A 19075-nucleotide genomic window follows, 5' to 3' on the forward strand; every position below is an offset into this window, starting at 1 on the left:
AATTCACTTGAATTTTATGAGAAAAACGCTGTCGGTTCTCTTGCTGAGTTTATTAGCAGGGACATTGGCTGTAGCACAGCAAGCTCCAACGACACCTACCCGTACCCTGACGCCTGCTGAACAGAAGCAGAAAGATAAGATAGACCGCGAGATTCAGCGCGAACGCCAGATTCGGGCAGAGTGGGCGCAAAAACAGCGCGAATACGAAGCGAAACAGGCTGAAAAAGAACGCCAGAAACAGGCTAAAAAAACTGGGAAAGATGTACAGCCACAGGAAGTCCCCCAAGCAAAACCGGCCGTTGTAACGCCAGCCACCCCGACGCCAGTAGCGCCAGTTACTACGCCAGCTGCCAGCCAGCCAGTAGAAACTGCACCGGCTGTTGCAGAACCTTCGCGGAAAGAGTTGCGAGAAAAGCGCCGACAGGAAGAAAAAGAAGCAAAAGCCGCTAAAGAGGCACAGGAAAAAACAGCAAAAGAAGCGAGAGAGACCAAAGAAAAAGCGGAGAAAGCCGACCGACCTACTACGCCTGCTCCCACAGTTCTGCCTACCGAGAAGCCTGTTAAATTTCCTGGAGCAAAGCGGGGGAAGATTCCTACTTTTCAGCCTGTTGATTCAACCCTGGAGGCAGGCAATGAGCCAACCTCAGTACGTCCCAGACGGGAATTTCTGCCCAAAGGCCACTTATTCGATCCAATTTTACTTGACCCGCTGGAAGCCCAAACCTATGGAAGCGTTTTGCCGGGCTATTGGACCGAAGGGCAAAAATATAAGGGTAGCATTGTTCCGTTTGCTTTTGGTTTTGCCAAGCCTTTTTATCGCCGAACTACGTCGCCCGGACGGTCAGAAGAGTGGGTACTTGACTTAGCATCGTTCACGCAGTTTGAGGCTTATCACGACGACGTACAAAACAAGGCACGTCGGCAGATCATGAACAATGATTATAAAATCAGTATCATTTACAACATCCGACGGGGCGAAAACAACTACCGAATTCGGGTATATCACCTGTCGTCGCACCTGGGAGACGATTACATTTATCGCAATAAACTAACGGCTCCTTCGCCTAATTCGGTTAATTACGAACTTCTGGACATCACTTATAGCCGGAACGTAAGCAACTGGCGGTTGTATGGAGGGGCTGGTGTGGTTTTGCGCAAGACTGAAGAACGGAAACCATTGAGTGCTCAACTGGGCGCATTTTATAAAAAGCCATCGGCCAAAGCAGCCCGATTAGTGGGTGGGGTCGACATTAAATTCTGGCAACAGACCGACTTCCGGCCGGGTATTCACGGCGGAGTTGGTATTGAACTAGGCCGCACACAAAACAATCTGACGTTCTTGCTGGAAGGCTACTCGGGTTTTCGCCCTTACAGCCAATTCGAAGACCAGCAAACATCCTGGATCGGTGTTGGTCTATACCTGAACCCTTTCTGATGTAAGAGCCCAGGTGGGCTCTTACATCGTAAAATATAATTACCGTATGAATTTATCTGCCTTAACGGCCATCTCACCCGTTGACGGTCGCTACCGGTCGCAGGTTGACGTATTGGCTCCTTATTTTTCCGAATTCGGTCTGATTCATTACCGCGTTCGTATTGAAATCGAGTATTTCATTGCCCTGTGTGAATGGCAACTGCCGCAATTAGCCGGTGTTGACCGGGCGCAATTTCCTGCCTTGCGGGCGCTCTATGAAAACTTTACGGAAGCTGATGCGCTACGTATCAAGGAGATTGAGAAAACAACGAATCATGATGTTAAGGCAGTCGAATATTTTATAAAAGAGAAACTGAAAGGTTCTCCGGTCGAGCCGTTTCTGGAGTTTGTTCACTTCGGCCTAACCTCACAGGATATTAATAATACAGCGATTCCGCTGTCATTGTCTGATGCACTCGACACGGAGATTGTACCGATGTACCAACAAATATTCCAACGCTTGCAGGAGTTAGCTGAGCAATGGAAAGACGTTCCAATGCTGGCCCGGACACACGGTCAACCGGCTTCGCCAACGCGCCTGGGGAAGGAATTAATGGTATTTGTGGAACGTATTGAAAAGCAACTCAGCTTATTATCCACTATTCCGACGGCGGCTAAGTTTGGAGGAGCAACCGGTAATTTCAATGCCCATGCGGTTGCGTATCCCAATGAAGACTGGAAAAAGTTCGGGGATGAGTTTGTCGAAAGTCTGGGGATGGTACGTAGTCAGTACACAACTCAAATCGAGCATTACGATATGCTGGCGGCTACACTCGACGCCTTCAAACGCCTGAATACCATCTTAATTGATCTCGACCGTGATATCTGGACGTATGTGTCCATGAATTATTTCAAGCAACGGCTGAAGGAAGGTGAAGTCGGTTCTTCGGCGATGCCACACAAAGTGAATCCGATTGATTTCGAGAATTCGGAAGGAAACCTGGGAATTGCGAATGCTTTATTTGAGCATCTTTCTGGCAAATTACCCATCTCCCGACTTCAACGTGATCTGACTGACTCGACCGTACTACGTAGCATCGGGGTGCCATTCTCTCATTCGTTCATTGCGTTGAAATCGCTGCTGAAGGGCTTAAATAAACTGGAGTTAAATACGGCGGCTCTCAACGCAGATCTTGAAGATAACTGGGCCGTTGTGGCCGAAGGAATCCAGACAGTTCTCCGACGGGAAGGCTATCCACAACCGTATGAAGCGCTGAAAGCACTTACCCGCACAAACCAGAAAATTACGGCTGATACCATTCGGCAATTTATTAATGAATTGAACGTATCAGATGCCGTGAAAGGCGAATTGCGGGCCATAACGCCGTTTACTTATACGGGTCTGTAATGCTTGCTGACCGTGCCGGTACTAAAAGAGGACCCTCAAAAGCCAATTTCTTTCAAAAAATCATCTTTATAATTACTGCCAATAGGTATCTCAATCGTGTTAATAAAGACCCGATTGCCTTCTATGTGTGTAATCCTGGCTTTGTTTATGATAAAGGAACGATGAATGCGAATGAATGCTGATTGAGGAAGTAATTCTGCAAAATTAGAAAAAGCCATACTGGGCATAATCATGCTTTGTCCGGTAACAATCTTGGTATAGTTGCCATTCGCTTCGGCATAAAGTAAATCCCCGTATTGAATTTTATATATTTTCCGTCGAATCTGATGAAGATGTAATCGTCCTTTTTAACGGTGCTGGACGTATTAATAACGTCTAACGACAACTTTTCTACCGCTTTATCTATAGCTACAATAAAACGGTCCAGCGAAAATGGTTTGAGTAAATAATCGCAGGCTGACAGGTCGAAAGCATCGACAGCATGTTCCTTATAGGCAGTTGTGAAAATTACCTGTGGCTGGGTTTTCAGCGTTTTTAAAAAAGCTATCCCATCCAGGACTGGCATATTAATATCTAAAAAAAGGATGTCAATCCTTTGCGTCTGCATAATTGCTTTTGCTTCCAGCGCATTTCCACACGTAGCGATTACGTGTAAGTTGGGCAAGTGGCCGCAATAAGTTTGAACGATGTCCCGCGCAATTGGCTCGTCGTCTACAATCAAGCAATTATAACTGGTCATATCACTTCATTTTTAGCTGCAAACTCACTGTGTAAAAATCATCTGTGGTTTGTAAGTCTAAAACGTGTTCAACAGGATACAATAAGGCCAATCGTTTGTTCACATTTTCTAATCCTAATCCTCCCGAATTTGCAGGTTCTAGCTTTGGTTTATTGTAAGAGTTTTTTAGAGAAAATAAAATCATCTTACCCCAGGTCTTTAACGCAATCTCAATAAATATTTTTTCGCTAGTCGTATTTTTAGAGTGCTTAAATGCATTTTCTATAAAAACTATTAATAGCATGGGTGCAATTTTAATATCAGTCCGCACAACATTTTCGATGTCAATCGATAACTCAAGCCTATCTCCGATGCGTATCTTCTCGAAATCAATATAGTTATTTATATAAGCTAGTTCATCGATTAGTGGAACAAATGTCTCTTTGACATCATAGACGGAGTAACGTAGTAAATCAGATAATTTTAATAATAATGGCGGTATTTTCTCGTGCTGGCTTATTGATAGTCCATACAAATTATTAAGTGTATTAAATAAAAAATGAGGACTGAGCTGTGATTGCAAAAGCTGTAATTCACTTTGGCTATTCGCTGCTGAGGTTTGCGCTTCCTGTAATTGGTTTTGGGTAACTGTACGAATCAATTTTATTAATATACCTAATGCCAGGCTAACAATAACAAAAGGTAACCAAAACAATAAGAGATTGATAGCTGCTCGACCCTCAAGTGGAAAATCGGCATGAAAAAATAACCAGGAAATGTTGGCTACAATTAGAATAATAAGCCCTATCAGTAGTGTGTTTGGAATGGAGCGTTTTCCGGCTGACCATATTTGGGCAATATATCGTCCGGCAAAAACGCCTGCAATAAAGCAACCTGTTGCCACGGCTGCCACGGCCTCGTCTTTATGCACGTCAATTGACCGCACGTAGGCTTCAATAGCTAAGTAGATAGGTGCAGAGACAAGCGCTGATAGAATTAAGTAGACACCTCTACCAAAGTAGCCATTGATCCAATTATCTGGTAGCTGACTCATGTATTGATCATTTTTCTTATTCATACTGGGTTGCAAAAGTGGATAAGCAGTATGCAGGGACGAAATTATCCTGATGAATAGTCCATTCGTAATGATAGAAACCTCATGAAGCTATTTTAAACGATTTGACACTCTAAATCGGCGTTCTGTCAGGACTATGCCAAGGTACAACACAATTATTTCAGGCGGCATTGGCCCTAATCAATATTTGCTTACGAAATTTTAATAAGCAGATAATGAAACGGATACACCTAATCAACCTTCTCTGGCTTGTCGCCTATTCAGCCTTTGCCCAGTCGACACCTAAAACAATTTCAGGACTAGTAAAAGATACTAATAACGAAGTCCTTCCTGGTGCAACGGTACGTTTGTTGACAGCCACTGATTCTACTATGGTGAAAGGTGAAGTTACCAACGGTGATGGGAAATTTCAGTTAAGCGGTTTAACAGCAGGCACTTATCTGCTTGCTATTACGGCTGTTGGACAGAAACCATTCATTAGTGTACCCTATACTATTGACGACATACGTAGCACGATTACGTTACCCGTGTTTATTCTGTTACCGGCTAAAAATATACAGTTAAATGAGGTGGTTGTAACAGCAAAAAAGCCTTTGATTGTGCAGGAGATCGATAAAACGGTTATTAACGTAGAGGCTATGATCAGTAGTGCTACGAGTAATACGCTGGAAGTACTGGAGAAAACGCCGGGCGTAACCGTAGCAAACAATGGTGAGATTGGCCTGAATGGTCGCAACGGCGTGACGGTGCTTATTGATGGCAGAAGTACGTATATGTCGGGTCAGGATTTGGCGGCTTATCTGAAATCACTACCCGGCGGCCTGCTGGATAAAATAGAATTGATGGATAATCCACCTGCCAAATACGATGCAGCTGGTAATGCCATTATTAATATCCGGCTGAAAAAGAATAGAATTGGGGGCTTAACCGGCAATGTTTCAATGGGTGTTTCACAAGGAAAATATACCCGAAATAATGACGCCGTTAATCTGAATTATAAATATAAAAAGATCAATTTGTTTGCAAATCTGGGTTATAACGCAGAAAAAACGTATAACCTTGACCTATATGACCGCCGATTTTATAACACAAATGCTGCATTAATTTCTACCGTCGATCTGAGGAATAATCAGGTAAATAAAAACTATGGCCAAAGCATAAATCTGGGATTAGATTATGCCGCTACGTCTAAAACAACGTTCGGGTTCATTGTCAATATAAATGGTGGTAAAGGAAAAACTGATTTTGATTACACCAGCAAAAACTTCAATGCCAGCCACCAGTTAGACTCGACTGGAGTAGGAAGAACATTAGGTGATGCTTCACGAACAAATAGTGGAATGAATCTTAATTTCTCACATAAATTCGACAACGCTGGCCGGGAACTATCGGCCGATGTTAATTACCTTCATTACGAATTAGAAAGCAATCAGTCTTTGCAAAATTTTATGTATCAGTCGGATGGTGTATTAACTAACCGTCGTGATTTTTTATATGTTATTCCGTCTGACATAACTATTTACATCGCTAAAGCTGATTATGCACATCCGTTGAAAAATAAAGCCAGGATCGAATCAGGATTTAAGTCGAGTATTGTCGACAATGATTACATCGCTAGTTATTACGACGTAGTAGGTGTCACAAAAATAATTGACAACGGAAAATCAAATCATTTTAAATACCACGAAAATATTAATGCGGGCTATGTTAACGGACAAAAAGAATGGAAACGGTTAGGCGTTCAACTAGGACTACGCGTAGAAAACACACAAGCCCGTGGGCAGCAATTAGGCAATGACGTTGTGCAGGAGAGCCGTTTCACCAAAAACTACACCGGCGCTTTTCCAAGTGCTTTCATAAGTTATAAATTGGACACACTTGGTAAAAATACATTAAGCTTCATGGCAGTCCGGCGGATTAATCGTCCAAACTACCAATTGCTCAATCCGTTTGTATTTTTTCGGGATCAATATTCGTATACGTCGGGTAATCCCTTGCTAAATCCACAATATCAGAATCGGTACGAATTAAAATACCAGCACAAACAATTTCTGAATATGGGCTTGAGCTTTAACAAGTTCACCGACGTAATTTTTCAAACTACCCAGGCTGTCGATAACATTTTTACGACCAGACCTAAAAATATATCCGATGGATATATGCTATTGTTAAACACGATGGTATCCCTTTCACCAACCAAATGGTGGTATCTTAACAATACGTTGAGGCTTTCACACATGGGTCTCAATGGACAGGTGTATACCGAAAATATAAGTTTTAGTGTTAATGTGGCCCGGTTTGAAATGAGTAATTATTTCACCATCCATAAAAACTGGAATGCAGAACTCAGTGGATACTACGCCAGTGGTGATTTAAATGGGCAAACACTAACAAATAGCATGTACCGGGTTAATGCAGCGATTCAAAAGAAAATCTGGAATAACAAAGGAAGTATTCGCTTTAGCGTTGACGACCTGTTTCACTCGTGGGTGTACCACAATCGGTCAATAAGTTTGAAGCAATCCGAATACTTTCAAACCAGTGAATCAGATACGCAGCGTATTGGCTTTGCGTTCACGTATCGGTTTGGCAAAGATACATTCGCCCGTAAGCGCCGACACAATAACAACGCGTCGGATGACGAAACCGGACGAGTGCAGTGATTGTGTAGTACCGACCAGGAGGGTTGGCATTACATAATTATCCTTTCGATAATTCCGTTGCCCGTGTTTGGGCGGCCTTGATGCCCGCTACCAACGTATCAGCCAGCGCACCGCTTTCAAATTCGCGCAGGGCCGCTTCGGTCGTGCCACCTTTGGAAGCAACAGCTTTGATAAGTTCATCTAATGATTTGTCGGCAGTGTTAATAAGATGATATGCGCCGAGCATGGTTTGTTTCACCAATAATGCTGATACGGCATCATCGAAACCCATTTGCTTTCCAGCGTCGATCATGGCTTTCACGACGTAGTAAAAGTAAGCTGGACCACTGCCGCTGAGCGCCGTAACGGCGTCAATCATGGATTCATCTTCCAGGAAAATAGACCGACCCGTAGCGTTAATGAGGTTTTCGACTTTACGCAGGCTAGCCAGATCGACCTCTTTTGCCGCCGTAAAACCCGTGATGCCCATACCCAGCATAGCGGGCGTATTAGGCATTGCGCGCACAACTAATGGATGTGCCAATTTTTCCTGAATCTGTGCGATTGGAATGCCCGCCATGATCGATAATATGACCTGCTTTGGCTGAATAACGGTACGTAGTGATTCGTGAACACTGTTAAAATCCTGCGGCTTGACTGACAAAATAATCAGGTCAGTTTCGCCAACGTGCGGCCCGATAGTGTCGACAACAACGCCCGCTTTTTCGCTTTTCAGGGCTTCGGAGCGGTCGGTACTTTTTTCAATTAAGAGTAAGTCATCTTTTTTTACAAGATCATACTGCAAAAACGATTTGGCAAAGGCCATGCCCATATTGCCACAGCCGATGATAGTGATTTTCATTCGTTTAAAAAGCGAAAGAGTGAGTGAATGAACGAATCCTAGCTGATGAAGTAAATAAAAAGGGTCGGATTTTTGAATCCGACCCCACAAAACTAATGACTTGCGGCTAACTCATTGACCACCTTTGAGAACTTCTTCCAGTTTTTGTTCCAAGGCATCACCGCGAAGGTTTTTTGCAATGATTTTACCGTCTTTATCCAGCAGGAACGTAGCAGGAATGGCTTGAACGCCATATTGCTGAGCCGCAGCCGACTGCCAGAATTTTAAGTCCGATACATGCGTCCAGGTAAGATTATCGTTGCGGATGGCCTTCGTCCAGTTAGCTTTTGCCTGATCGAGCGAGACGCTGTAGATAGCAAACCCTTTGTCTTTGAACTTGTTATACATGCGCACTACGTTCGGGTTCTCCTGCCGGCAAGGACCACACCACGACGCCCAGAAATCGAGCAGCACGTATTTTCCGCGCAATGACGACAGGGCAACCGGCGTGCCGGTCGTATCACTTAATGAAATATCGGGAGCCAGCGCTCCAACAGATACGCCCTTGATACGAGCTACACGCCCAATGAGCGATTTCGCATGTGGGCTATTTGGGTTTTCCTTTTCAAACCGTTGAGCCAGTGCATCATACGTAGCAAAATCAGTGTCGATATTGATGAAATTCAATGCGAAAAGTGATACAAGTGAAGTGCCCATTTCGGGCAACATGGCTTTTACTTTGTTGACAACGTCGGTTTCGGCCGCTTCATATTGCTGTTCAATCTGGGCGATTGTCTTATTATCTTTCTTTTCTGTAGCGGCCGCCACCTGCTTGTTCCAACTGGCGACTTTCTTCTCCATATCGGTACGTAGCGTATTCAGCTTATCGTAGTACTCCATATTTTTGGAGCCAATCACAGTTGCTTTTCCCTCCTGTCCGGTTTTGGCGTCCATTCGAAAGCCGTCTGCCACTACGTTCAATGTTTCGCCACCTTCGACTAAAAGAGCCATTTTTTGACCTCCGCCCACATTTAGTACGAAGACTTCACCACCATCCGCCACTTTACCATTGATTGTGAACGTATTACCCGCTACCACTTTTGCCGAATCGAGTTTATGGGTTGGCTGTGAGTTGGTTTCCAGATAAACGTAGCTACCAGGTGCCGCTTTAGCTACCTTGCCCGTTACAGTGAATGGCTTTGTTTGGGCGTTGGCCGAAAAGCTCAAAGCCAGCAAACTGGCGACACTAAAAAGTAAATTTTTCATGTTGTCTGTAATGTCTTCGCTAACAACGTATTAACCAATTTCGGATCGGCTGATCCTTTCGATTTTTTCATTACCTCACCAACAAACAGACCCAGCAGATTTTTTTTGCCCTTTCGGTATTGCTCCACTTTGTCGGGCCATGCTGCCAGTACCTGTTCTACCAACGCTTGGAGGTCGTCGGTATTGCGATTCTGCACCAGGCCGTGTACCTGAGCCAGATCCGCGGGTGATATGTTCGGCTGATCGGTCATTAGCACAAATACTTGCTGGGCCGCTGTTTGGCTTACTATACCACTGTCAATCAACGCAATAAGGGATGCCAAACGTTCAGCCGAAACGGGGAATTGGCGATCACGTAACGTTTTCTCGTTGAGGTGGCCTTTGACTGGGCCCATAACCCAGTTCGATGCAGCTTTGTAGTTTGCTGTAAACGTGCAAACGGCTTCATAATATTCGGCCAACTCTTTTGCGTCGGTTAGCAACGCGGCATCATAATCGGGCAGACCGTAGTGTGTTGTAAATTTCTGATACAGAGCGGCTGGTAGCATCGGCATACGAGCCTGAACGTCCGCCAGCCACTCCTCCGAAATAACGACCGGCGTCAGGTCGGGGTCAGGGAAGTAGCGGTAATCGTTCATGGTTTCCTTCTCGCGCATGGCGTAGCTGAGGCCGGTGGCTGCATCGAACGTGCGAGTTTCCTGTATGATACGTCCCCCCGATTCGGTCAGTTCGACCTGCCGCAGAAATTCGCTGTCCACCGCCCGCATTACGTTCCGGATGGAGTTCAGGTTTTTGACTTCAACCTTTGTGCCCAGATACGTAGCACCCTTGGGACGAATGGAAACGTTGACATCGCAACGTAGCGATCCTTCCTCCATATTGCCATCGCAAATGTCCAGATACCGAACCAACCGCCGGACTTCGGTCAAATATTGACCGGCTTCATCGGCAGTGCGCAGGCAGGGATCAGTTACCATCTCGATGAGAGGTGTTCCGGCGCGATTGTAATCCAATTGCGTCGCCCATTCGTCGCCATCGTGAATCGATTTTCCGGCGTCTTCTTCGAGGTGAATATGATGAATCTGAATCGTTGTCTGGTACGGTCGGCCCGTTATTGGGTCCTTCACTTTAACTAAAATACCGCCCCCCACGCAGATGGGACCTTTATCCTGTGACAACTGATACCCCTTTGGCAGATCGGGATAAAAGTAATTCTTGCGTGCAAATATGTTATGACGGGTGATTTCACTGCCGCAGGCCAGCCCCATCCGGATGGCATACTCAACAGCCCTGCGATTTAATTTGGGCAGCGTTCCCGGATGTCCTAATGTAATGACGCTAATATTTGTATTCGGGTCAGCGCCGAATGCGTTGGCATCGGCCGCAAAAATTTTGCTATTCGTCATCAGCTGGCAGTGTACTTCCAGTCCGATAACGGCTTCATATTGGGCCAGAACCTCCGGCGAAAGGGTCGCTTCGGCTACCATTGTCAATAAAAAATGATTTATGGCAAAGATAGCGAAAAGGGGCGGAGGCTAAGCCTTCAAAGCTAATAGAGTTAATCTTATCGACCTACAGTACATTCAGCCGATACTTCAGGTACGTCTGCGCCAGCAAAGCCAGCTTCTGCGGATTTGGCACCCGGACCCGCTCGTTCTGAATACGGGAAGCTGGTAAGCGTTTAATTTTGTTAAACAGAGTCTGGTAATACATATAGGCCAGGTAAACACCCATTCGTGCACCCCGAGGCAAATTCATGATGCCAACGTAAGCCTCATCGAAGTCGCGCTGAATGTCGCTTTCGATCGACTGCTTCTCTTCAAGGCAGAAATTATTAAAATCAACACCAGGAAAGTAAGTACGTCCCCGTTCAATGAAATCACTTTTCATATCGCGCAGGAAATTTACCTTCTGAAAGGCGGCACCCAATTTTCGGGCGGGTTCGCGTAACCGATCGAATTCCTGAATATTACCTTCACAAAATACCCGCAGACACATCAGGCCAACAACCTCCGCCGACCCATAAATATAGTCGTCATAACCCGCCGAATTATAATCCTGATAATGCAGATCCATCTCCATACTTTTCAGAAATGCATCTATCAATTCAGGCTCAATCTTGTATTGCTGAACAACGAGCTGGAATGAGTGCAAGATGGGATTCAGGCTTATCCCTTCCTCAATAGCCTGATAAGCATCGTGTTTGAAACGGTCCAGCAGCGTCTTTTTATCATACTCATGGAACGTATCGACAATCTCATCGGCATACCGAACAAACCCATAGATGGCGTAGATGGGCAAGTGGAATTTACGATCGAGCGTTTTAATGCCCAATGTAAACGAAGTACTGTACCGCTCTGTAATTAATTTACTGCATTCCAGTGCGGTTTTATTGAACAATGCCATCATAAGTAGAAAAGAGGAAGAGGTTAAATTAAGGAAATTCTTTAGCAATTTCATCCGCAACTACCAGACCTGAAATAAGCGATGGTGGTACGCCTGGTCCTGGCACGGTCAGTTGACCGGTGTAGAACAAGTTGTTTACCCTTTTGTTCTTTAGCGATGGCTTTAAAAGTGCAGTTTGACGTAATGTATTTGCTAGTCCATACGCATTTCCTCGAAACGCATTATAATCGTTTTTGAAGTCGCTGTGGGCATAACTGCGCTTGAATACTATATAGTTACGAACGTCCTCCCCAACATAGGCTTCGAGCCGATCCATCAATAGCCCGAAATAGCGTTCGCGCGTGGCATCATCGTCTACGAGATCAGGAGCAACGGGAATTAACAGGAACAGGTTTTCGCAGCCTTCTGGCGCAACGCTGGGGTCAGTTTTTGATGGAGCCGATGCATAAAATAAGGGTTTTGTGGGCCAGCGGGGCGTTTCGTAAATTTCCTGTGCGTGGAGCGCAAAGTTTTCATCGAAAAACAGATTGTGATGCTGCAACTTTGGAATACGCTTGTTGACACCAAGATAAAAAAGGAGCGAGGAAGGAGCCATCACTCGTTTGCTCCAGTAAGCGTCGTCGTAATTTCTATGCTCGTCATTCACCAAAGCCGTTTCGACATGGTTATAGTCAGCACCGGCTACCACTACGTCTCCCTCGAAGATGCCATCGTTTGTTACAACCCGTTGCGCCTGGTTTTTTACTACGTCGATTTTCAGAACGGCCTGATTGAGCAGAATCTTAACGCCTTTCTCTTCAGCCACACTGACCATAGCTTTCACAATTTCGTGCATGCCACCCATCGGATACCAGGTGCCCATCGCCATCTCGGCATAGTTCATCAGGCTATACATGGCAGGTGTATTTTCGGGGGTGGCACCCAAAAACAGAACGGGGAATTCAACAATTTCGAGCAGTCGTGGCGCTTTGAAAAACTTACGGACGTGCGTAGCAAATGATTGAAAGACATCCAGTCGCGTTACGTCATAGAGCAACTTCAGACTTAGGAATTCCGTCACCGATCGGCTTGGCTTCCAAACAAAGTTGTTCATGCCAACATCGTACTTATAGGATGCCTGTTTGAGGAACTCCCGTAGTTTGAGACCGCTGCCGGGTTCCATCTGCTCGAATAAGGCTTCCAGATTTTCCAGGCCAGCCGGGAGATTAACGGCTTCATCGGGGCTGAATATAACGCTGTAGGAAGGGTCAAGCCGTACAAGGTTATAATAATCGGACGGTTTCTTGCCGAAGCGGGCGAAATAGGTTTCAAACACATCGGGCATCCAATACCAGCTTGGGCCCATATCAAACGTAAACCCTTCTGCCTGAAAGACGCGTGCCCGACCACCGGGCATACTATTTTTTTCGAGGATTGTAACGTCGTAACCTTTGTCAGCAAGACTGGTTGCTGCCGCCAGCCCAGCGAATCCGGCTCCTATAACAAGAATACGTCGGGGCATCAGTGGTAGATTGGGTGAGTCATTACCTAATAACCTGATTAAGTAATTTGTTTAACAAACGTACTTACCTGAACCCTGACTTACTACAGCATCAATTCTTTTTGTAATTAAAAGACTGATTATCAATAGGTGTAAAAATAAAAAAGTTGGGTAGAAGCTACCCAACTTTTCGAACCTTCCTCTTTTTTAACCAAAAACTACTCAATCAATATCAATTAGACTGAGGTGTTTCAAAAAAGTCTCGCACTAAGCGTTAAAATATGCATAAACTTTTAGTTGATCCTTCAGCTCTTTGCGGGCAATATGGATTCTGTTTTTGACAGTTCCAATAGGGATGTTCAATTTTGCCGCTATTTCATGGTATTTAAACCCTCTAAAATGCATCATGAAGGGAGTTTTATATGTATCGTCAAGGTCATTCACAGCCCGGTTGATGTCGTCCTGGGCAAATGATGAATAAGCTAGATTGTCTGTGCTACTCTCAATGGAATTAATATAATGCAGGTTATCTGTCGTATCGATGAAGGTATTTTTACGTACCATGCGCTGATAATTAGTGATGAACGTATTCTTCATGATTGTATATAACCAAGCTTTAAGATTTGTGCCATCCGTGTATTTGTCACGGTTCGTGAACGCCTTCAACAGGGTGTCCTGCAATAAATCATTCGCATCTTCAACATCTTTTGTAAGGCGGAGCGCGAATGGGCGCAATGACTTGGACACTTTGCCAATATGATTAGTAAATTCGAGAGCGGTCATGGCTGTTTACGTTTTTCTGTTGAATCAATTATATTCAGGTATTAAACAAAAAAACAACCAGTCTTTTCCGAATTTGGGTAGTCCATTAGATTAATGGTGTAATTTATTCGTAAACAGGCAGTTAATGAATTTTATTTTGTTCGAAATTTAATTCTATTACTGCCCTTTGCTGTGGGGAGTGTGGAATATTTCCCCCATTATGGGGAATCTGGTGTGTGGAGTTTGTTTAACGTTTGCTGTAAATACTTGAACAGGATATCAATGTTTAATGGGTTCATTGCCGAAATATATAGTAAACTGTACTCCATTTTCTTCTTTTCGCAGTTATCCGGGAATGTATCCATGCTTATTGTGGAATTTATATCACACTAACCCTTCTTTTAATAAGTCGTGTAAATGAACAAACCCATATACACGTCCAGCTTCTGCCACAATGAGCTGTGTAATATTACGTTCCTGCATGAGTTGCAGCGCTGCCACTGCATAATCATCTGGTTCTACACAAACGGGCGAGTGTGTCATGACGTCTTGTGCACAGAGCTGCCAAATGGAATCATGTTCATAGGCAATACGCCGAATGTCACCGTCAGTCACGATACCAGCCAGCGAGCCAGTTTCATCAACGACGGCTGTTGCACCCAGACGATTCGCTGAGATGGTAAAGATTACATCTTTAACGGGAGTATCGGGTAAGACCTGCGGACACTGGTTTTGCGGAAAAATATCGGACACCTTTAAATGTAGCCTTTTCCCCAGTGAACCGCCTGGATGATAACGAGCAAAATCATGTCGGGTAAAGCCGCGCATTTCCAATAAGCTTACCGCTAATGCATCACCTAATGCCATGGCAACGGCCGTGCTGGTAGTGGGCGCCAGATTTAAAGGATCAGCTTCCTGCTCAGCGTAGGCATGAAGAATATAGTCAGCATGGCGGGCCAGATAAGAATCGCGGGCGCTAACCATCGCAATTAGTCGAACGCCGGTTCGCTTTAATAAGGGCACTAATACCTTGATTTCGGCGGTATTGCCACTCTTAGAAATAATAAGTACTACGTCGTTATCCTGAATCATACCCAAATCACCATGAATGGCATCGGCAGCATGCATGAATAGAGCAGGTGTGCCTGTTGAGTTCAGCGTGGCCACGATTTTCTGGCCAACGAGGGCGCTTTTGCCTACGCCCGTTACTACTAAGCGGCCCGAAGAGTTCAGTACCGTTTCGACAGTATTAGTGAATTGTTCATCAAGCAAATCAACCGCATGGCGAATGGCTTCAGCTTCGGCTAATAGGACCGACCGGGCAATAGTCTGAGGATTTTTTATTACTTTCAACGTCAGTTTTGATAATCAGGAAGTGTTTGCTGTGTATATTCGCTAACTTTATAAAGCAAAGATACGCTAAGCAAATAGAGTAAAGTAACTTTTGTACGATTTGTAGAATGATGCAAGTTGATCAGTCGGTCAATACAACTCTTAAAGAGCGACTAAAGGAGATTTTTGGGTTCAGTCAGTTTCGGGGCGAACAGGAAGCCATTATTCATAGCATTCTGGCCGGGCGTAATACGTTCGTTATTATGCCAACGGGTGCTGGTAAATCGTTGTGCTACCAGATGCCAGCCATTGTGAGTGAGGGCACTGCAGTGGTTATATCGCCCCTTATTGCCCTGATGAAGAATCAGGTTGACCAATTAAATGCCTTCGGAATCAACGCACAATTCCTGAATTCGACGCTGTCTAAGGCGGAGATGAACAAGGTCAAAAAGGATACACTCAATAGCTCTCTTAAGCTGTTATACATTGCGCCCGAATCCTTAACGAAAGAAGAGAATTTGGACTTTTTGAAGAAAGCCAATATTTCTTTTGTGGCTATCGACGAAGCACACTGTATTTCCGAGTGGGGTCATGATTTCCGGCCTGAGTATCGAAAAATTCGCGGAATTGTAGATAATATTGGCAATCTGCCCGTTATCGCCCTCACCGCTACGGCTACCCCTAAAGTACAGCAGGACATTCAGAAAAACCTGCAGATGGAAGATGCCAATCTGTATAAAACATCTTTCAATCGGAAGAATCTATATTATGAGATAAAGCCTAAAGTTGAGGCTAAAAAGCAACTCATTAAATATATAAAGCAAAATAAAGGTAAGTCAGGAATCATTTACTGTTTAAGCCGCAAGACCGTTGAGGAAATTGCGGAGCTTCTTCGGGTGAATGATGTGAAGGCGTTGCCTTATCATGCTGGTTTGGACCCGCAAACACGGATGCATAACCAGGATGCTTTCTTAAATGAAGACGTAGACGTTATTTGTGCCACCATTGCCTTTGGAATGGGTATCGATAAACCCGATGTTCGGTTTGTGATTCACTACGATGCGCCTAAGTCGCTGGAAGGCTATTACCAGGAAACAGGTCGGGCTGGTCGTGACGGACTGGAAGGCAATTGCCTTATGTTCTATAGTTACGATGACATCGTTAAGCTCGAAAAATTTAATAAAGACAAACCAGTTACTGAGCGGGATAATGCCAAGCACTTGCTTACTGAAATGGTTTCGTACGCTAACCTGGGTGTTTGCCGACGTCGTCAATTGCTTGGATACTTTGGCGAATTTCTGGATAAAGACTGCGGCTTCTGCGATAACTGCTTAAAGCCAACAGAGAAACTCAAAGTGCAGCATGAAGTGGTACTGGCGCTGCAAACGGTATTACAAACAGATCAGCGTTTCGACGTAGCTCACTTAGCCGATGTGTTGACCGCTACTACAAATCAGTACGTGACCAGCTACGAGCACGACAAACTCGATGTGTATGGCAAAGGCCGGGAGTTTAATGGAGAGTGCGATTACTGGTGCTCACTGATCAAGCAGATTACGATCTACGGCTATTTAGAAAAAGATGTCGATAATTACGGTATCCTGAAACTCACCCAGCGTGGTCTGAATTATATCGAAGATCCGTATCCCATTACGCTTGCCAAAGACCATAACTACGATCTGCAGAGTGTAGAAGCGAAGGAGGAGGAAGATAAAGATTCAATGCCCTCTTCGGGTGGGGTTGCCTATGACGAAGAACTGCTTGGTTTACTGAAAGCACTTCGGAAACGGGTCGCTAAAGAAAAGAATCTGCCACCCTATGTCATCTTCCAGGAAACTTCAATGGAAGAAATGGCAACTACCTATCCGACCACGCGGGAGGAAATGGCGCAGATCAACGGCGTCGGGATGGGTAAGGTGCAGAAATTTGGCCGACAGTTTATTGACCTGATCACGAAATATGTTGAGGATAATGAGATTGAGACGGCCAAAGACGTAGTCGTTAAGTCTACCGTTAATAAATCGAAAGTCAAGATTTTTATTATCCAGCAGATAGACCGCAAAGTTGACCTAGATGAGATTGCTGAATCGAAGTCGCTGTCGATGGAGGATCTGATGGAAGAAATTGAACACATCTGTTATTCCGGTACACGGCTTAACCTTGATTACTACATTAATCAGGTAATGGACGAAGACCGGCAGGACGAAATATTCGAGTACTTTATGCGGGCCGATAGCGACAACATCGCTCAGGCCATGCGCGAATTCGGGGGTGATGATTTCACCGAACAAGATTTGCGATTGATGCGCATTAAGTTCCTGTCGGAAGTAGCAAACTAAGTCAACAGTCGGTAGTCAATAGTCCCTCGTGCGAAACACAGACTATTCTTGACTCTCGACTGTTGACGAATGACTTAAAAATGAATATACTTATACTGGGTTCGGGTGGACGCGAACACGCTTTTGCCTGGAAATTAGCGCAAAGCCCGTTATGTGATACGTTGTTTGTGGCGCCCGGCAATGCCGGAACAGCGCAAATGGCAACAAATTTACCGATTAGCTATAATGATTTTCCGGCGGTTACTAAGGCTATTCGGGATAACAAAATTGACCTGCTTATTATTGGTCCCGAAGAACCACTGGTGAAGGGAATTGTCGATTTTCTCCGCTTACAAACCGGTTTGGCTAGCTTGCGGATCGTTGGGCCAGATACAAAAGGAGCGCAACTGGAGGGAAGTAAGGATTTCTCCAAACAGTTCATGCAACGGTACGGCATCCCAACTGCTACGTCGAAAACGTTCACAGTGGTTACTTTGCAGGAAGGTATATCATACCTGGAAACCCACTCATTACCCGTTGTGTTAAAAGCAGACGGACTGGCGGCTGGTAAAGGCGTTATTATTGCCGACACCTTAGCCGATGCAAAAACAGCCCTTTATGATATGCTCGACGGACAGAAGTTTGGTGATGCGGGCAGTAAAGTGGTCGTTGAGCAGTTTATGCGTGGCATCGAGCTGTCGGTGTTTGTCCTTACCGACGGTACAAATTATAAAATTCTTCCAGAAGCAAAAGATTACAAACGTATTGGTGAAGCAGATACCGGCCCTAACACAGGCGGTATGGGCGCCGTATCACCAGTAGTATTTGCTACTAAAGCTTTTTTGCAAAAAGTTGAAGATAAGGTTGTGAAACCCACCTTAGCAGGCTTGCAACAGGAAGGGATTCGCTATCAGGGGTTTATCTTTGTCGGATTGATGAAAGTAAATGGTGAACCCTTTGTTATTGAGTACAATGCCCGTATGGGCGACCCAGAAACAGAGGTGGTGTTACCCCGAATTCAAAGCGACTTTGTGGAAATGATGGTCGCCACGGCTGAGGGGGATTTGGATAAAATTGCTATACAAGTGTCGCCCCAAACGGCCGTGACCACTGTACTGGTTTCGGGTGGCTATCCTGGTGATTACGCAACCGGTAAAATCATTTCGGAGTTAGAGCGTTTAGATGATGTTATGGCGTTCCATGCCGGAACGTTGGAAAAAGACGGTCAGGTTTTGACCAACGGTGGGCGAGTGCTGGCTATAACGGCTCAGGCAAACTCACTCGAAAATGCTGTCAGGAAGTCGCAGGAAGCGGCCCGGATGGTGCAATTTGACGGAAAGCAGTACCGAAAAGACATCGGGGTTGACCTGATTCGGTATTCCGATTAACGAGGTTGTAAAATCTAAACTTTAC

The 19075-nt window shown here is 44.9% G+C and carries 15 protein-coding genes; 5 read left to right on the forward strand and 10 right to left on the reverse strand.

Annotated elements, in window-relative coordinates:
• Positions 1 to 16: 16 nt before the first annotated feature.
• Together BM202_RS11490 and purB are read left to right on the forward strand one after the other, a co-directional pair.
• Complete coding sequence (locus BM202_RS11490; protein ID WP_093826031.1) at positions 17 to 1435, forward strand: DUF1207 domain-containing protein; 1419 nt, start codon at positions 17 to 19, stop codon at positions 1433 to 1435.
• Between the two features lie 46 nt (positions 1436 to 1481).
• Positions 1482 to 2822 (forward strand): adenylosuccinate lyase, encoded by a 1341-nt coding sequence (gene purB, locus BM202_RS11495; protein ID WP_093826033.1) that lies wholly within the window; start codon positions 1482 to 1484, stop codon positions 2820 to 2822.
• A 35-nt stretch (positions 2823 to 2857) separates the two neighbouring features.
• Here purB and BM202_RS39055 read toward each other — a convergent pair whose 3' ends face one another.
• From BM202_RS39055 to BM202_RS11505, 3 genes are read right to left on the reverse strand one after another with little or no spacing between them, the layout of a single operon-like run.
• Complete coding sequence (locus BM202_RS39055) at positions 2858 to 3145, reverse strand: LytR/AlgR family response regulator transcription factor (RefSeq protein ID WP_218160534.1); 288 nt, start codon at positions 3143 to 3145, stop codon at positions 2858 to 2860.
• Positions 3052 to 3561 (reverse strand): LytR/AlgR family response regulator transcription factor, encoded by a 510-nt coding sequence (locus BM202_RS11500; protein WP_218160532.1) that lies wholly within the window; start codon positions 3559 to 3561, stop codon positions 3052 to 3054. Before BM202_RS11500 ends, BM202_RS39055 begins: the two co-directional genes overlap by 94 nt.
• Position 3562: 1 nt before the next feature.
• Entirely contained in the window at positions 3563 to 4618 is a 1056-nt protein-coding gene (locus BM202_RS11505) for a sensor histidine kinase (RefSeq protein ID WP_093826035.1), read from the reverse strand.
• Between the two features lie 212 nt (positions 4619 to 4830).
• Here BM202_RS11505 and BM202_RS11510 point away from each other — a divergent pair, with 212 nt between their 5' ends.
• Entirely contained in the window at positions 4831 to 7278 is a 2448-nt protein-coding gene (locus tag BM202_RS11510) for a TonB-dependent receptor (RefSeq protein WP_093826036.1), read from the forward strand.
• A gap of 37 nt (positions 7279 to 7315) precedes the next feature.
• Here the strand turns inward: BM202_RS11510 and proC are convergent, their stop codons facing one another.
• The 7 genes from proC to BM202_RS11545 all read right to left on the reverse strand — a co-directional run bounded on the left by proC (position 7316) and on the right by BM202_RS11545 (position 15365).
• Positions 7316 to 8119, reverse strand: coding sequence for a pyrroline-5-carboxylate reductase (proC, locus tag BM202_RS11515; protein WP_093826038.1), 804 nt, complete (start codon positions 8117 to 8119; stop codon positions 7316 to 7318).
• Between the two features lie 111 nt (positions 8120 to 8230).
• Positions 8231 to 9364: a TlpA disulfide reductase family protein gene (locus BM202_RS11520; protein ID WP_093826039.1), complete on the reverse strand. Its 1134-nt coding sequence runs from the start codon at positions 9362 to 9364 to the stop codon at positions 8231 to 8233.
• Complete coding sequence (gatB, locus tag BM202_RS11525; protein WP_093826041.1) at positions 9361 to 10851, reverse strand: Asp-tRNA(Asn)/Glu-tRNA(Gln) amidotransferase subunit GatB; 1491 nt, start codon at positions 10849 to 10851, stop codon at positions 9361 to 9363. Before gatB ends, BM202_RS11520 begins: the two co-directional genes overlap by 4 nt.
• 85 nt (positions 10852 to 10936) lie before the next feature.
• Complete coding sequence (locus BM202_RS11530) at positions 10937 to 11773, reverse strand: phytoene/squalene synthase family protein (protein ID WP_093826043.1); 837 nt, start codon at positions 11771 to 11773, stop codon at positions 10937 to 10939.
• Positions 11774 to 11798: 25 nt separating this feature from the next.
• The gene (locus tag BM202_RS11535; RefSeq protein ID WP_093826045.1) at positions 11799 to 13271 is read right to left on the reverse strand and encodes a phytoene desaturase family protein; all 1473 of its coding nucleotides are present in this window, start codon (positions 13269 to 13271) and stop codon (positions 11799 to 11801) included.
• A 246-nt stretch (positions 13272 to 13517) separates the two neighbouring features.
• Entirely contained in the window at positions 13518 to 14033 is a 516-nt protein-coding gene (locus tag BM202_RS11540; RefSeq protein ID WP_093826047.1) for an RNA polymerase sigma factor, read from the reverse strand.
• Positions 14034 to 14396: 363 nt separating this feature from the next.
• On the reverse strand, positions 14397 to 15365 hold the full coding sequence (locus BM202_RS11545) for a KpsF/GutQ family sugar-phosphate isomerase (protein WP_093826050.1): 969 nt from the start codon (positions 15363 to 15365) through the stop codon (positions 14397 to 14399).
• Between the two features lie 107 nt (positions 15366 to 15472).
• Here BM202_RS11545 and recQ point away from each other — a divergent pair, with 107 nt between their 5' ends.
• Both recQ and purD read left to right on the forward strand, forming a co-directional pair.
• Positions 15473 to 17683 carry a DNA helicase RecQ gene (gene recQ, locus BM202_RS11550; protein ID WP_093826052.1) on the forward strand — a complete coding sequence of 737 codons (2211 nt, stop codon included), beginning with the start codon at positions 15473 to 15475 and terminating at the stop codon, positions 17681 to 17683.
• A gap of 80 nt (positions 17684 to 17763) precedes the next feature.
• Positions 17764 to 19050 carry a phosphoribosylamine--glycine ligase gene (gene purD, locus BM202_RS11555; protein WP_093826054.1) on the forward strand — a complete coding sequence of 429 codons (1287 nt, stop codon included), beginning with the start codon at positions 17764 to 17766 and terminating at the stop codon, positions 19048 to 19050.
• Positions 19051 to 19075: the final 25 nt, after the last annotated feature.

Source organism: Spirosoma endophyticum (assembly GCF_900112365.1).
Classification (GTDB): domain Bacteria; phylum Bacteroidota; class Bacteroidia; order Cytophagales; family Spirosomataceae; genus Spirosoma; species Spirosoma endophyticum.

What these genes read in the sequence shown, in the direction of transcription:
- BM202_RS11490 (WP_093826031.1), top strand. Translation starts at nt 17, where the DNA reads ATGAGAAAAACGCTGTCGGTTCTCTTGCTGAGTTTATTAGCAGGGACA.
- purB (WP_093826033.1), top strand. Translation starts at nt 1,482, where the DNA reads ATGAATTTATCTGCCTTAACGGCCATCTCACCCGTTGACGGTCGCTAC.
- BM202_RS11500 (WP_218160532.1), bottom strand. Translation starts at nt 3,561, where the DNA reads ATGACCAGTTATAATTGCTTGATTGTAGACGACGAGCCAATTGCGCGG.
- BM202_RS11505 (WP_093826035.1), bottom strand. Translation starts at nt 4,618, where the DNA reads ATGAATAAGAAAAATGATCAATACATGAGTCAGCTACCAGATAATTGG.
- BM202_RS11510 (WP_093826036.1), top strand. Translation starts at nt 4,831, where the DNA reads ATGAAACGGATACACCTAATCAACCTTCTCTGGCTTGTCGCCTATTCA.
- proC (WP_093826038.1), bottom strand. Translation starts at nt 8,119, where the DNA reads ATGAAAATCACTATCATCGGCTGTGGCAATATGGGCATGGCCTTTGCC.
- BM202_RS11520 (WP_093826039.1), bottom strand. Translation starts at nt 9,364, where the DNA reads ATGAAAAATTTACTTTTTAGTGTCGCCAGTTTGCTGGCTTTGAGCTTT.
- gatB (WP_093826041.1), bottom strand. Translation starts at nt 10,851, where the DNA reads ATGGTAGCCGAAGCGACCCTTTCGCCGGAGGTTCTGGCCCAATATGAA.
- BM202_RS11530 (WP_093826043.1), bottom strand. Translation starts at nt 11,773, where the DNA reads ATGATGGCATTGTTCAATAAAACCGCACTGGAATGCAGTAAATTAATT.
- BM202_RS11535 (WP_093826045.1), bottom strand. Translation starts at nt 13,271, where the DNA reads ATGCCCCGACGTATTCTTGTTATAGGAGCCGGATTCGCTGGGCTGGCG.
- BM202_RS11540 (WP_093826047.1), bottom strand. Translation starts at nt 14,033, where the DNA reads ATGACCGCTCTCGAATTTACTAATCATATTGGCAAAGTGTCCAAGTCA.
- recQ (WP_093826052.1), top strand. Translation starts at nt 15,473, where the DNA reads ATGATGCAAGTTGATCAGTCGGTCAATACAACTCTTAAAGAGCGACTA.
- purD (WP_093826054.1), top strand. Translation starts at nt 17,764, where the DNA reads ATGAATATACTTATACTGGGTTCGGGTGGACGCGAACACGCTTTTGCC.